The following is a 13,804-nucleotide window of genomic DNA, read 5'->3' as shown; positions in this document are numbered from 1 at the left end:
TCCGGGCGTTGACACGTGCCGATGCGCGTTGCTCTGATAGCCCGGTGATCGCGCAGACGGCCGAGGTGCGGATCCCCGTCCCGTTCGCCGGCCCCGGGGCCGGGACCGCGCCGCTGACCTGGGGTCAGAAGGCGATCCTTGAGGACATGCGGGAGACCGGGTGGACGCACAACGTCAGCGGCGCCCATCCGGTGCCGGCCGGCGTCACGGTCGAGCAGATGGCGGCGGAGCTGGCCGACCTGCTGGCCCGGCACCCGGCGTTGCGGATGCGGCTGGGCACCGACGACCGGGGCGGGCCGTGCCAGGTCGTGTCCGCCGCCGGGGAGACGGTGCTCGACGTGGTGGACGTGCCGGACAACGCCGACCCGGCCGACGTGGCGACGTTCGCCTACCAGCTCGGGCACGCCCGCCTGCTGGCCCCCTACGACCTGTACCGCGACTGGTCGGTGCGGATGGCGGTGGTCCGGCACCGGGGCGCGCCGGTGCACCGGGTGCTGACCTTCGACCACCTGGTGGTGGACGGGACCGCCACGTCGCTGCTCCTGGCGGACCTCGGGCTGGTCGGGCCGGCCGTCCGCCGTGGCCACGACCCGCGCACCGTGCAGATCCTCGACCTCGGGCGGCGGGAGGAGACGCCGCCGCTACGGCGGGTCAGCGACCGGGCCGTCCGCCACTGGGCGTCGCACCTGCGGTCCGTCCCGCCGCTGACGTTCGGCCCGCCCCGGCCCGGCGGCGGTCGGCAGGGCCACCGGTACTGGCACGGCCGGTTCAGCTCGCCCGCGGCGTACCTCGCGGTGCGTGCCGTCGCCCGGCGGACCCGGACGGACACCTCGCGCGTCCTGCTCGCGGTCATCGCCGTCGCGATCGGCCGGGCCACCGGCGTCAGTCCGCTCACCGCGAAGCTGATCGTGGGCAACCGGTTCCGGCCGGGCTTCGCCGACGCGATCGCCCCGCTCAGCCAGAACGGCGTGCTGACCGTCGACACCGCCGACACCACAGTGGACGAGGTGGTGTCCCGGGCCCGGCGGGCCTCGATGACCGCCGGCATGTACGCCTACTACGACCCGACGCAGCTCGCCGAGACCGAGGCCCGCCTGGAGGCGGAGCGCGGCTACCCGGCGCGCGTGAGCTGCCGGATCAACGACCGGCGGGTGACCACCCGGGCGGCGGCCGACGACCACGCCCACGACGAGCCGGTGACCGCGGACACGTTCCGCCGCCGGGCCGCCGAGACGTTCCTGGTCTGGGACGGCCCGCTGGACCACCTTCCCGAGCAGGCGTTCATCACGGTCGAGGACCATCCGGGGACCGTGCACCTCCAGGTGATCTTCGACTTCGCGAGTTTCACCGAGGCGCAGGCGGAGCGCCTGCTGCGGGGCGTGGAGGAGGTCGCCGTGGAGGCGGCGCTCGACGCGGCGGCGCCGACCCGGGTCACGCCCGGGTCGGCCGGCGACTGACCGGTCGCGTGGCGCTCACCTGTCGTCCCACGTCACCGGCAACGACTCCAGGCTGCGGACCACCAGTCCCGGCCGGAACCGCAGCTCCGACTCGTCGACCGCGAGCCGCAGGCCGGGCAGCCGGCGCAGCAGCGCGCCGAGCGCCTCCTGGAGTTCCATCCGGGCCAACGCCGCGCCGAGGCAGTGGTGCGGGCCCGCGCCGAACGCCAGGTGCGGGTTGTGCGCGCGGGCCAGGTCCAGCGTGTCCGCGTCGGGGAAGACCGTGGCGTCCCGGTTGGCCGACGCGATCGCCGGCATCACCGCCGAGCCGGCCGGCAGGCGTACGCCGCCCAGCTCCACCTCCTCGGTGGTCACCCGGGGCAGCAGCACGCCGTTGTCCCCGAGCTGGATGAAGCGGGACAGCTCCTCGACCGCGCGGGCGACCGCGGCCGGGTCGTCGCCGCGCAGCCCGGCCAGTTGCTCCGGGTGGCGGGCCAGCACCAGCAGGAACAGGTTGAGCTGGTTGGTGGTGGTCTCGTGCCCGCCCACGAAGATGCCGGCGGTGACCGACACCAGCTCCCGTTCGGTGAGGTCCTCGTGCGTGTCCCAGGCGGCGATGAGCGCGCTCATCAGGTCGTCGCCGGGCCGGCGCCGGCGCTCGGTGATCATTTCCTGGAACGCGTCCAGCGCCGCCTGCGGGGCCGCCGGATCGGCGTCCCAGTCGCCGACGAGCGCGTCGGACCACTCCCGGACCCGCTCCTGGTCGCGTTCCGGGATGCCGAACAGCTTGCTGATCACGTAGATCGGCAGCGGCGCGGAGAGGTGGGTGATCAGGTCGGCCGGGCGGCCCGCCGCCTCCATCCGGTCGATCATGTCGGCCACCAGCGCCGCCACCGTCGGGCGCAGCTCCTCCACCCGGCGCACGGTGAACGCGTGCGACACCGCCCGGCGCATCGTGGTGTGCCGGGGCGGGTCCATGCCGATGAGCGAGTCCTCGGCGAGCGAGCCGAGTTCGCGGGTCGGCCGGTTCGGCCCGGCCGCGGCGGCCCGGCTGAACCGGTGGTCGGTGAACACCCGGCGGACGTCGGCGTGCCGGGTGGCGAGGTACGCCGACGCCCCGTCGGGCAGCTCGACGCGGGCCACCGGGCAGGTCTCCCGCAACCGGGTGTAGTCCGGTGACGGGTGGTAGATCGTGGGAGCCGGGGCGAGCGGGTACGGAACGGGCTGCGGCTGCGTCATCTGCGACTCCTCTGGCGGCTGGTCAGGTCCGGGTGCGCCGGGCGAGGGCGGTCAGGACCGGCACCACCTCGGCGGGGCTGGGCAGCGCGCGGATGCGGTCCCGCATCGACGTGGCGGCAGTGCGCGCCGGGCCGTCACCGATCAGCTCGCCGACGGCGTCGCGCAGCGTCGCGCCGTCGGCGTGCTCGGGCGCCAACCAGGCGCCGGCACCGGTCGCGGCCAGCCGTTCGCCGTTGAAGTGCTGGTCGCTGACCTGCGGCAGGATGAGCTGCGGCACGCCGTACGCGAGCGCGGTCATGGTGGTGCCGGCCCCGCCCTGCTGCACCAGCGCGGCGCAGGTCGGCAGCACCAGCCGGATCGCCAGCGGCGCGTCGGCCAGCCGGACGTTCGCCGGCAGCGGGCCCAGGCCGCGTTGCTGCCGGGGCTCGACCACCACGACCACCTCGGCGTCCAGTTCGGCCACGGACCGGATCACGCGGCTCAGGTCCAGCCGGTCGTGCAGCCCGACGCCGGCCATCATGGTGCCGGCCGTGACGCAGATCCGCGGCCGGGCCGCCGGCCGGTGCAGCCAGGGCGGCAGCACGGCCGTGCCGTTGTACGGCACGAAGCGCACCGGCCGCCCCGGGCGGGCGGTCGGCGCCTGGAGCGGCGGCGGCGCCGGGTCGAGCGTCAGGTCGCCGTGCGGTGACACGTCGGCGGCGGCGAGCCCGAACCGGGCGGCGAGCGGCCCGAGCACCGAATCCGGGTCCAGGCGGAGCGTCACCGAGGAGTCCGGCCCCCACAGGTTCAGCACGCCTGGCACGCCCAGCGCGGCGGCGGCCACCGGCGCGGCCAGGTTGAACGGCTCCCAGACCAGGACGTCCGGTTGCCAGACCCGGCCGAACGCGACCAGGTCGTCGAGCAGGGCGTCGGCGAACCGGACCACGCCGCCGTCGGCGGTGATCGCCGGTTCCAGCCGGTCCGCCGGCTGGGCCCCGGGCCGGTCCAGGTCGCCCACCGCGCCGATCCGTCCCGCGAACGCCTCGGCGAAGTCGACGTCCTCGCCCAGCGGCACCGCCGCGAGCCCGGCCGAGGTGATCGCCGCGACAAGCGAGGGATGGCTGGCCACCCGCACCTCGTGCCCGGCCGCCTGGAGCGCCCAACCGAGCGGGACCAGGCTGTAGAAATGCGACCGCCAGCCCCACGTCGACATCAGAATTCGCAAAGGCGCAGTCAAATCCGACCAATCCGCACGTGAAACGGCAGCTCCGGACCACAGATGCTAGGCGATGGACGTCCGTACGCGGAAGGTCGCCGCCACCGTCAACAGATATTGACGCCGGACTAACGGGTGTTGGAGTCTTACCCGATGTCCGACGTGGACCTCGACGTGGCCGTCAATTCCGGCCCGCGCGCCTATCCGTTCGAGCCGTTCACCGGCGACCTGCCCGCCGAGCTGCTCGACATGGTGGTCAGCGACCCGATCAGCCGGGTGCGGCTGCCCGACGGCCGGGCCGCCTGGCTGGTGCTCAGCTACGAGCACTGCTGCACGGTGCTGGCCGACGCCCGGTTCTCCCGGCTGCCGCTGGGCGCGACCGAGGCGTCGGGCGCCACCGGCCCACGGGAGCTGAACATGGACGGTCCGGCGCACGCGGTGGTGCGCCGGGTGGCCAGCCGCGCGTTCACCGCGCGCCGGATGGACACGTTCCGGCCCCGGGTCCGACGGCTGGTGGACGGTCTGGTCGACGCCATGCTCGCCGGTCCCCGCCCGGCCGACCTGGTGGCCGGACTGGTGGCGCCGCTGCCGGTGCACGTGGTGTGCGAGGTGCTCGGCGTGCCGGTCGCCGACCGCCCCCGCTTCTACGACTGGATCTCCGGCCTCAACTCGATCACCGCGTACGGCTCCGCCGGCGCCGCCGACGCGCAGGCCGAGCTGCGGGCCTACCTGGCCGGGCAGCTCGCCGGGAAGCGGGCGGCGCCCGGCGACGACCTGCTCTCGGCGTGGGTGCGCGGCCAGGACGCGCACGAGCTGGTCGACGCCGAGCTGGTCGAGCTGGCGATGGGGGTGCTGCTCGGCGGCCTGGAGATCAACTCCACGAGTGCCGGCCTGCGCGCGTTGTTCCAGCACCCGGAGCAGTTGGCGAAGCTGCGCGCGGCCCCGGAGAAGCTGTCCGCCGCGACCGACGAGATCCTCCGCTACACGTCGGTGAGCAGCATGTTCCGGGTCCAGGTGGTGCGCGAGGACCTGGTCCTCGGCGGGGTCGTGATGCGGGCCGGGGAGTGCGTGATGGCGCTGCCCTGGGCCGGCAACCGCGATCCCCGGCACTTTCGGAACCCGAACGTCTTCGACATCGACCGGACCCCCACCGTGCCGCACCTGACCTTCGGCTTCGGGCCGCACTTCTGCCTCGGCACGGCGCTGGGCCGGATGCAGGTGGAACTCTCCCTCGGGGTGCTGCTCGACCGGATGCCGGAGCTGGCGCCGGCGGTGCCGGTCGAGGACATCCCGTGGCGGCACGACCGGATGAACGGCGGCATCGCGTCGTTCCCGGTCACCTGGTGAGCGACGCGGTCAGTAGCTCTCCACCGCGTTGACCCGGTCCGGCCAGTAGCGCTCGCCCGGCGCCGGGGCGTAGTGCTCCCACCGGGGCGGGTCGCCGGCCGGGTGGTCGCCGAGCACGGTGATGCGCTGCCCGCGCCGGAGACCGTCGTAGTCGTTGATCGCGTAGTGCTGGGTGACCCGGTTGTCCCACACCGCGACGTCGCCGACCTGCCAGCGGTACCGGCAGGTGAACTGGGGGCTCTCGGAGAACCGGAACAGGTGCTCCAGCAGCGCGTCGCTCTCGGTGCGGGTCAGTTGCGGGATGTGCGAGGTGAAGAGCCGGTTGACGTACAGCGAGCGACGCCCGGTCTCCGGGTGCACGCGCACCACCGGGTGCTCGGCGCGGCTGGTGAACTCGGTGCCGATCCGGATGACGTGGATGGCGGTGAGCCCGTCGAGCAGGTCGCGCAGCGGCGCGGAGAGCGCCTCGTAGACCCGGCACTGGTTGGTCCACATGGTGTCGCCGCCGACCTCCGGCAGCTCGATCAGGTGCAGGATCGACGCGATCGGCGGGCTCTGGTGGAACGTCATGTCGGTGTGCCAGACGTCGACCTTGCCGCCGTCGGTGGAGTCGATCACCACGATCTCCGGGTGCCCCTCCAGCCGGGGCAGGTAGGGGTGCAGCTCGACCTCGCCGAAGCGGCGGCCGAACGCGACGTGCGCCTCGGGGGTCAGCCCGGTCTGGCCGGCCAGGAACACCACCTGGTGCTTCAGCAGGAGGTCGTGGACCAGCGCGAAACCGGCGTCGGTGAGCGTGTTGAGGTCGATGCCGCGGATCTGCGCGCCCAGGGCTCCGGCGACGAGCCGCACGTCGACGGCGGTGGAAGTGGTCATCGATGGTCCTCCGGTCTGCGCGCGACGGCCCTGTCGCCGCATTCTTCCACGATCGTGAATGTCCTCACCAGCGTCGTCGTTGACGCGCCGGAGGCCGGCTTGGGATCATTCGGGGCCGCGGGCCATGATCCGGGCCCGTCGGTGGGGGAGGGGAGACTCGTGGCGCTCGATGCGAACGTGGACCGGGACGCCGCCGCGCGGCTCGACCGGCTCACCGATCTGGCGACCCCGTTCGCGGTACGCACGGCGGTGACCCTGCGCGTGCCGGACCGGATCGCGGCCGGCGTCACGCGCCTGGACGCGTTGGCCGCGGCGTGCGACGCGGACCCGGGCGCGCTCGGCCGGCTGCTGCGCTACCTGACCCACCGGGGCGTGTTCGTCGAGGTGTCACCGGACGTCTTCGCCCTCACCGACGCGGGTGAGCTGCTCTGCGACCGCAACGGCGGCGGGCACGGCGCCGACCTGGACCTCGGCGGTCTCGGCGCGCGGATGGACCTGGCCTTCGCCGGGTTGCCGCACGCGATCCGCACCGGCCGGCCCGGCTACGGGTCGGTGCACGGCCGGGACTTCTGGGCCGACCTCGACGCCCACCCGGACCACCGCGCCTACTTCGACGCGCTGATGCTCAGCCAGCAGCTGTTCACCGCGCCCGAGGTGGCGGCGCGTTACCCCTGGGCCGAGGTGACGCACGTGGTCGACGTCGCCGGGGGCTCCGGCGGGCTGCTGCGGGAACTGCTCAGCGCCCACCCGCACCTGCGCGGCACGCTCGTCGACCGCGACGAGCCGGTGGCGACCGCCGTCGCGACGTTCGCCGAGCACGGCCTCACCGACCGGGCCACGGGCGTGGTCGGGGACTTCTTCGCCCCGCTGCCGGCCGGCGCGGACGTCTACGTGGTGTCCCGCGCGCTGACCGACTGGAGCGACGAGCACGCGACGGCGATCCTGCGCCGCTGCGCGGAGGCGGCCGGCGACACCGGTCGGGTGCTGGTCATCGAGGTGCTCCCGACCGTGCCGCACGTGCCGCACCTGTCCCCGTACGACCTGCGGATGCTGGTGCTGGTGGGCGGTCGCGAGCGGAGCGCCGCCGAGCACGCCGCGCTGGCCGCCGCCGCGGGGCTGGCGCCGCGGCGCACCTGGCACGGCCCCGACGGGCTCACGCTGATGGAGTTCGCGCCCGCCTGACCGGTCGGGCCGTCACACGTCCCTTACCCACCGGTGCGCCGGGCCGTCGACGATTTGACTGCGCATCGTCCAATTTGCCGAATAATATCGTCATCGTATTCGCCTCCACCCATGAATCGGCACATTTATCAATGGTTGTTCGCGGGAGTTCCGGCCGGTAACGTCTCGCGTGGCGACTAGCCGAGCCTTCGTGAAAGGGTCGACGCGTCATGACGGTTGCTGGCTTCACGAAATATCCGCCCTTCATCGACGACCTCGCCCGCAGCGAATCGGGACGGCTGCTGCACGCCGAACTCCTCCGGCGGTGGCCGGAGACGACCGAGCAGCCCGACGCGATCGCCCGGTACGCGCTGCTGCCCCCCGGCAAGCTGCTCCGCCCGATGATGACGCTGCACGCCGCCCAGGCGGTGGGCGGGTCCCCCCGGGACGTGCTCGCCGCCGCGCTCGGCATGGAATACCTGCACGTCGCGACGCTCGTGCACGACGACATCATCGACGCCGACACGATGCGTCGCGGCCGGCCGGCGGTTCCGGTCGCGTTCGGCATCCCGAACGCCATCGTGACCGGCGACCACCTCATCTTCCAGGCGTTCCAGGCCATCGTGGACGGTGGCGGCGCGGTCCCGCCCGGCCACGTCGTCGCCGCGGTCACCGCGTTGGCCGAGGCGGGACAGGATCTGTGCCGGGGCCAGGCCGTCGAGGCCCAGCTCGTCGGCGACCTGGACGCGGGCGCCCGGTGGTACGCGGAGATGATCCGCCTCAAGACCGGCTCCCTGTTCCGCGCCGCGTGCCACGTCGGCGCCCTGCTCGGCGGCGCGGAACCGGGCGTGGCGTCCGCGCTGGCCCGCTACGGCGAGCACCTCGGCACGGCGTTCCAGATCCGCGACGACCTGCTGTCCTACGTCGCCACTCCGGAGCAGACCGGGAAGCCGGCGACCAGTGACCTCAACAACGGCCGGCCGACCCTGCCGCTGCTGCTGGCGTACGACGCGGCCACCGACACCGCCCGCGTCGAGCTGATGGCGGTGCTGCACCGGCGCGGCGCCGGCCCCGGCGACGTCGAGTGGGTCACCGCCCTGCTCCGCGACGTCGACGCGGTGGAGGGCGCGCGTCGGCGGATGGCGGAGCACGCCGAGCGGGCCCGGGCCGAACTGGCCGTGCTCGCCCCCTCCGCGAGCGCGGACGTGCTGGCCAGCATCGCGCGTTGGATGACGAGCGAGATGGCGTGAGGGCCGCCCGGGCGCTGCGGGCGCACGTGGAGACCTGGCGGCCCTACACGCTCTGGTACGTCGGGCTGGTGGGTCTCGGCGGGGCGGCGGTGGTCGACGGGGCCCACCATCCGTGGCGGCTCCTGTCGGCCTGGGCGGCGCCCACCGCCGGCTGGCTCGGCGGCCACTACCTCGGTGACTGGTTCGACCGGGAACTGGACGCCGGCAGCAAGCCGCACCGGCCGATCCCGTCCAGCCGGCTGGGCGCGCGTACCGCGTTGGTCTGCGGCTTCGCCTGCTTCGCGATCCTCGCGGTCCTCGCCGGGGCCGGCGGCTGGGGCACCACGACGGCGGCGTTGCTGGCCGGCTGCGGCATCGTCGCCTACAGCCGCTGGTTCAAGGCCCGCGGGTTCGCCGGCAACCTGGTGCGCGGCGGGCTCGGCGCGGTCGCGTTGCTCTACGGCGCGCTCGCCGTCGGGCTGCCGGCGGACCCGTCAGCGGTCCTGCCCGTCCTGCTGGCGCTGACCGTCGCGTTCTGGGCGCACGACGCCATGTCCAACCTCGTCGGGGCGCTGCGGGACATCGACGGCGACCGTGCGGGCGGCTACCGGACGCTGCCGGTCGGGCGCGGTGTCCCGGTCGCGGTCCGGACCGTGCTGGCGCTCTACGCCGGCACGCTCGGCGCGGCCCTTGCCGCCGGCCTGCTGGCCGACCGGAGCGGGCGGGCCGGCTACCTGGCGACCCTGCTCGTCGTCGGCGTCGTGGGCCTCACCGCGCTGCGGCCGTTGCTGGCGCACCACACCGACATGCCCGTCAGGGTGGCGCTGCGCGCCCACTCCGTGCTGGTCGTCGAGCGGGTCGTGCTGGCCTCGGCCGTGGTGGGGCTCGGCCTCGGCGTCGCGGTGCAACTCGCGCTCGCGCTGCCGATGGTGGCGCTGACCTGGTGGGCGCAGCGCGGCATGCGCGCCCGGCACGAACTGGGGCCGGCCCCCGCCGACCTGGCCCTGGCCAGCCCTCGTCGAATGTCCCTGGAGGACGCGCCATGACCGCTGTCACCGCCGAGGCCGTGGGGCGGGCGATCACCGCCGGCGCCGAGGCGCTGCTGCGCCGCCGACGCCCCGACGGCGTCTTCGGCGACGATCCGCCGGCCTCGGTGCTGGGCACCGCCGGCGCGGTGGCCGCGCTGCACGCCGCCGACCCGGTGGGCAGCGCCGACCTGGTCGACGCCGGCACCGGCTGGCTGCGCCGGCAGCAGCACGACGACGGCGGCTGGGGCGGCGTGGTGGGCGCCGAGAGCGAGGTCGTCCCGACCGCGGTCGCGGTCGCGGCGCTGGCGCTGAGCGCCCCGGTGGCCAGCGCCGAGGCGATCGCCGCCGGCCGGGCCCGGCTGGCCGGGATGGGCGGCGTCGACGCGGTCACCGACCGGGCCATCTCGCTGCTCTGCCGCCAACTGCTCACGATGGCCGGGATGACCGCCGAGGCCGGTCCGCTGCGCCGGCTGCCGCTGGAGATCGTGCTGTTCGACCGGGTCCGCCGCCGGCGGCTGTCGTTCCGCACCGCGCCCTTCATCGGTCTCGCCCTGATGCAGGCCGACCTGCTGCCCGCCGGCCGCCTGCGCCGGGCCACGCTGCGCCGGGCCCGCCCGGTGGCGGTACGCCTGCTGCGTTCCATCTTCGACCACGAGGGCCGCACCGGCGCGTTGAGCGAGGACCCGTGGCCGGCCGCGCTGGTGCTGCTCGGGCTGGCCCGCAGCGGCGAGGCGCCGGACATCGCCGAGGCGGTGGTCGGCTGGCTGCGCCGGGCGGTCCGCCCCGACGGCGCCTGGGACGCCGTGACGAACCTGGACCTGACCCGCTCCGGGTACGCGGTGACCGGCCTGATCGCCGCCGGGTACGCCGCCGACCCGCGGCTGCGGGCCACCCGCGACGTCTTCCACGCCACCCAGAAGCCCACCGCGTTCGAGGTGCTGGACGTGCCGCCGGGCGGGTGGAGCTACTCCAACGTGGGCGGCTGGCCGGTGACGCTGGAGTCCGCCGAGATCCTGTCGGCGCTCGCCGGCTATCCCGACGCCGCCGCCGACCCGGTGCTGCGTACCGGCCTGGCCTGGCTGGTCGACCGCCAGGACAGCCGCGGCTCGTGGAGCCTGTGGGTCCGCGACACGCAGCTCGCCAACGACGGTCCCTGCCCGGCCATCACCAGTCAGGCGATCCTGGCCCTGCACGAGGCCGGCCATCCCGACGACCACCCGGCGATCGTCCGGGCGGCGGCCTGGCTGCTGACCCGCGCGGCGCCCGACGGCACGTTCGAGAACCTCTGGTACCGCGACCACACCTCCGGCACCGCCGTGGTGGTGGGCGCGCTGTCCCGGGTCGGCCACGCCCGGCACGAGGTGGTGCGACGGGCGGTCCGGTGGCTGCGCGGAACACAGTTGCCGGACGGCTCGTGGGGCCCGGGCGACGGCACCCCCGGCACGGTCGAGGAGACGTCGTGGGCCGTGCAGGGCCTGCTCGCCACCGGCGATCCCGACGTCGAGGCCGCCGTGGAGCGGGGCGTCGCCTGGTTGGTGGCGGCGGCCGGCCCGGACGGCGGGTGGCCGGCGGCCCGGGTGTGCAACTACATCCGCCACCACATGCGCTACCCCAACGCGGTGATCACCCAGGCGGTCGCGTTGCGCGCGCTCGGCGAGTACCGCCGGGCCACCGCCGGGCGGTCGGACGTCGCGCCCGGCGCGGTGGCCCGATGAGCCCGGATGTCGTGGTGGTGGGCGCCGGCGCCGGCGGCCTGGCGAGCGCCCGCGCGCTGGGCGCGCTCGGGCTGCGGGTGCTCGTGCTCGACCGCCAGCGGACCCCCGCGTCGATCGCCAAGGGCGAGATCCTCCAGCCCGAGACCGTCCGCATCCTCGACTCGTGGGGGGTCCTCGACGCCCTGCGCGCCACCGGCGCCCGCCCGGTCGGGCGGCTGGCCATCCGGGACCCGGACGGCGGGCCGCTGCTCTGCCTCGACTACGCCGGCCTGCCGGGCGGGTACCGGGAGATCCTCTGCGCCGACTACGGCGACCTGCGCGGCGTGCTCGCCGACAGGCTGCCCGCCACCGTGGAGGTCCGGTGGGGTCGGCGGGTGACCGGCCCGCTGCGTGCCGACGACGGCCGGGTCACCGGCGTCCGGGTCGCCGGCGACGGGGGCGAGCAGGACGTTCCGGCGGCGCTGGTGGTCGCCGCGGACGGCATGTCCTCCCCGCTGCGACGGGCGGCCGGCGTGACCGTCGAACGCCGCGAGTACCCGCACGGCCTGGTCGCGTTCGACGTGGCTGACGCGGAGGTGGCCGACGAGGTGACGGCCTACCGGACCGGGCGCGGCCTGTGCCTGGTCTACCCGCTGCCCGGCGGGCGGTGCCGGCTCTACGTCCAGGTGACGGGGGACGAGTTCCGGGGCCGGGCCGACCTGGGCGCGTGGTGCGACCGGCTGCTCGCCGACGTGCCGGCGGTCCGGCCGATCGGCGCCGCGATCCGGGCCAGCCTGCACCGCCGCCAACTCCTCGCGGTCTACCGGCTGCGTGCCGACCGCCTGGCCGTGCCCGGCCTGGCGTTGGTCGGCGAGGCGGCGCACGCGGTGCACCCGATGGCCGCGCAGGGCGTGAACAGTTCCCTGGGCGACGCCGAGACGCTCGCGGCCAGCCTGGCGGCCGAGGGCGGCACGCCGGCGCCGACCGCGGTGGACCGGGCGCTGCGGGCCTTCGAGGCCGCGCGTCGGCCCCGCCTCGACCACGTCGCGACCGTCAGCCACAACGCCTCCCGCATGATCACCAGCGTCTCCGGGCTGCCGAAACTGCTCGGCGTACGGATGATGCGCCGCACCGCCGCCAACCCGAGGCTGCTCGGGCTCACCGCCGGCAATCTCTCCGGCACGGATGTCCGGCCGCTCTCCCTCGTCGACCGGCTCTACCAGCTCGGGCTGCTCACCGACCGGCACGCCCGCGTCCCGTCCCCGCCGGCCCCGTCCAGAAGCGAGCGATCATGACGCCTGCCACCGCCGTCGACACGCCGCCGGTCGACCTGTCGATGAACGAGACGCCGTACCCGCCGCTGCCGGGTATCCGGCGGATCGTCGCCGACGGCGCCGCGACCCTCCAGCGGTACCCGGACCGCACCTCGTCGGCGCTGGTGGCCGCGCTGGCCGCCAAGCTGGCGGTGGGACCGGAGTCGATACTGGTCGGCCCCGGCTCGGCCGGGCTGTGCCAGCACCTGGTGCAGTCGCTGGGCCCCCGGCCGGAGGTCGTCCACGCGGCGCTGTCGTTCGAGGGCTACCCGCTGATCGTCCGCAACGCCGGCGCGACCGCGGTGCCGGTGCCGCTGGACGGCTACGACCACGACCTGCCCGCGATGGCGGACGCGGTGACCGACCGGACCCGCTGCGTGCTGCTCTGCCACCCCAACAACCCGACCGGGACGGCGCTGCGCCGCGCCGAGGTGCGCGCGTTCCTCGACCGGATCCCGGCCGACGTCCCGGTCATCGTGGACGAGGCGTACCGGGAGTTCGTCACCGACCCGGACGCGCCGGACGGGATGGAGCTGTTCCGGGCGTACGACAACGTCTGCGTGCTGCGCACCTTCTCCAAGGCGTACGGTCTGGCCGCGCTGCGCGTCGGCTACGCCGTGGTGCCGCCCCGGCTGCTCCCGGCGGCGGCGCTGACCGGGGCGGTGTTCTTCCCGAACGCGCTGGCCCAGGCGGCGGCCGTGGCGAGCCTGGCGCCGGAGGTCACGCCGGAGCTGACCCGGCGGTGCGCGGACCTGGTGGCGGCGCGCGCCGGCCTGGTCGACGCGTTGCGGGGCCTGGGGCTCACCGTGGCGCCCAGCGAGGCCAACTTCGTGTGGTTGCCGCTGGGGGAGCGGGCGGCGCCGTTCGCCGACCGGGCCCGGGCGGCCGGCATCCTGGTGATGGCGCTGCCCGGCGCCGGTGTCCGCATCACGGTCGGCTCGGACGAGGCGAACGAGCGGCTCTGCGCGTTCGTCCGGGCGGCGCTCGACGAGGGGTTCTGAGTCAGCGCGGAGACCGCGCGGCGGCGGCCGACCGCCGCGCCGTCAGGCGGTCGCGTGCCCAGCGCAGGGACGGACAGCCGTCCGTCCGGTCGTGGCACCGATGGCAGTGACCCAGGATCCAGTGCCGCCGGATGATCCGCTTCGCCAGCTCCGGCACCCACTCTGACCGGGGTGATTCTCTCTCGATCATGCTTCTCCCGAGACATGCGGATCCGGGCACCGAACTTCGTTCAGGCACCCGGACCGCTCATCGGACGTGCCCCACCAGCCTCCCCTGTAACGTGCGCA

The 13,804-nt window shown here is 75.0% G+C and carries 11 protein-coding genes; 8 read left to right on the top strand and 3 right to left on the bottom strand.

What is annotated here, in order from left to right; translation table 11 throughout:
- Window positions 1–44: 44 nt before the first annotated feature.
- Window positions 45–1,457 carry a condensation domain-containing protein gene (locus tag ACIA6B_RS13950; RefSeq protein WP_396773314.1) on the top strand — a complete coding sequence of 471 codons (1,413 nt, stop codon included), beginning with the start codon at window positions 45–47 and terminating at the stop codon, window positions 1,455–1,457.
- Window positions 1,458–1,472: 15 nt separating this feature from the next.
- On the opposite strand, the gene ACIA6B_RS13945 is transcribed toward ACIA6B_RS13950, so the two are convergent.
- Both ACIA6B_RS13945 and ACIA6B_RS13940 read right to left on the bottom strand, forming a co-directional pair.
- Window positions 1,473–2,675, bottom strand: a complete 1,203-nt coding sequence (locus ACIA6B_RS13945) for a cytochrome P450 (protein WP_396773312.1) — start codon at window positions 2,673–2,675, stop codon at window positions 1,473–1,475.
- 22 nt (window positions 2,676–2,697) lie between these two features.
- A complete protein-coding gene (locus ACIA6B_RS13940) occupies window positions 2,698–3,879 on the bottom strand; it encodes a nucleotide disphospho-sugar-binding domain-containing protein (protein ID WP_396773310.1) in 1,182 nt (393 codons plus the stop codon).
- A 144-nt stretch (window positions 3,880–4,023) separates the two neighbouring features.
- Between ACIA6B_RS13940 and ACIA6B_RS13935 the strand changes: the two genes are divergently transcribed.
- Complete coding sequence (locus ACIA6B_RS13935; protein ID WP_396773309.1) at window positions 4,024–5,217, top strand: cytochrome P450; 1,194 nt, start codon at window positions 4,024–4,026, stop codon at window positions 5,215–5,217.
- A gap of 9 nt (window positions 5,218–5,226) precedes the next feature.
- Here the strand turns inward: ACIA6B_RS13935 and ACIA6B_RS13930 are convergent, their stop codons facing one another.
- Window positions 5,227–6,090 carry a TauD/TfdA dioxygenase family protein gene (locus ACIA6B_RS13930; protein ID WP_396773307.1) on the bottom strand — a complete coding sequence of 288 codons (864 nt, stop codon included), beginning with the start codon at window positions 6,088–6,090 and terminating at the stop codon, window positions 5,227–5,229.
- Between the two features lie 159 nt (window positions 6,091–6,249).
- Between ACIA6B_RS13930 and ACIA6B_RS13925 the strand changes: the two genes are divergently transcribed.
- The 6 genes from ACIA6B_RS13925 (at window position 6,250) to ACIA6B_RS13900 (ending at window position 13,516) form a co-directional block, all read left to right on the top strand.
- Window positions 6,250–7,272, top strand: a complete 1,023-nt coding sequence (locus ACIA6B_RS13925) for a methyltransferase (RefSeq protein ID WP_396773306.1) — start codon at window positions 6,250–6,252, stop codon at window positions 7,270–7,272.
- A gap of 209 nt (window positions 7,273–7,481) precedes the next feature.
- A complete protein-coding gene (locus ACIA6B_RS13920; protein WP_396773304.1) occupies window positions 7,482–8,501 on the top strand; it encodes a polyprenyl synthetase family protein in 1,020 nt (339 codons plus the stop codon).
- Window positions 8,498–9,526: a UbiA family prenyltransferase gene (locus ACIA6B_RS13915; protein WP_396773302.1), complete on the top strand. Its 1,029-nt coding sequence runs from the start codon at window positions 8,498–8,500 to the stop codon at window positions 9,524–9,526. Before ACIA6B_RS13920 ends, ACIA6B_RS13915 begins: the two co-directional genes overlap by 4 nt.
- Window positions 9,523–11,223 (top strand): prenyltransferase/squalene oxidase repeat-containing protein, encoded by a 1,701-nt coding sequence (locus ACIA6B_RS13910; RefSeq protein WP_396773300.1) that lies wholly within the window; start codon window positions 9,523–9,525, stop codon window positions 11,221–11,223. The genes ACIA6B_RS13915 and ACIA6B_RS13910 overlap by 4 nt, the downstream gene beginning before the upstream one ends.
- Entirely contained in the window at window positions 11,220–12,497 is a 1,278-nt protein-coding gene (locus ACIA6B_RS13905; protein WP_396773298.1) for an FAD-dependent oxidoreductase, read from the top strand. Before ACIA6B_RS13910 ends, ACIA6B_RS13905 begins: the two co-directional genes overlap by 4 nt.
- The gene (locus ACIA6B_RS13900) at window positions 12,494–13,516 is read left to right on the top strand and encodes an aminotransferase class I/II-fold pyridoxal phosphate-dependent enzyme (RefSeq protein WP_396773297.1); all 1,023 of its coding nucleotides are present in this window, start codon (window positions 12,494–12,496) and stop codon (window positions 13,514–13,516) included. The genes ACIA6B_RS13905 and ACIA6B_RS13900 overlap by 4 nt, the downstream gene beginning before the upstream one ends.
- The last annotated feature ends 288 nt before the right edge of the window (window positions 13,517–13,804 follow it).

Origin of the sequence: Micromonospora sp. NPDC051141 (assembly GCF_044455765.1) — a bacterium.
In the GTDB taxonomy this organism is placed as follows: Bacteria; Actinomycetota; Actinomycetes; order Mycobacteriales; family Micromonosporaceae; genus Micromonospora.
The sequence above is the reverse complement of the archived record's forward strand: the minus strand, read 5'-3'. Positions and strand labels throughout refer to the sequence as shown.

Coding starts and splice junctions, on each gene's coding strand:
- ACIA6B_RS13920 (WP_396773304.1), top strand. CDS start 7,482: ATGACGGTTGCTGGCTTCACGAAATATCCGCCCTTCATCGACGACCTC.
- ACIA6B_RS13935 (WP_396773309.1), top strand. CDS start 4,024: ATGTCCGACGTGGACCTCGACGTGGCCGTCAATTCCGGCCCGCGCGCC.
- ACIA6B_RS13930 (WP_396773307.1), bottom strand. CDS start 6,090: ATGACCACTTCCACCGCCGTCGACGTGCGGCTCGTCGCCGGAGCCCTG.
- ACIA6B_RS13900 (WP_396773297.1), top strand. CDS start 12,494: ATGACGCCTGCCACCGCCGTCGACACGCCGCCGGTCGACCTGTCGATG.
- ACIA6B_RS13910 (WP_396773300.1), top strand. CDS start 9,523: ATGACCGCTGTCACCGCCGAGGCCGTGGGGCGGGCGATCACCGCCGGC.
- ACIA6B_RS13905 (WP_396773298.1), top strand. CDS start 11,220: ATGAGCCCGGATGTCGTGGTGGTGGGCGCCGGCGCCGGCGGCCTGGCG.
- ACIA6B_RS13945 (WP_396773312.1), bottom strand. CDS start 2,675: ATGACGCAGCCGCAGCCCGTTCCGTACCCGCTCGCCCCGGCTCCCACG.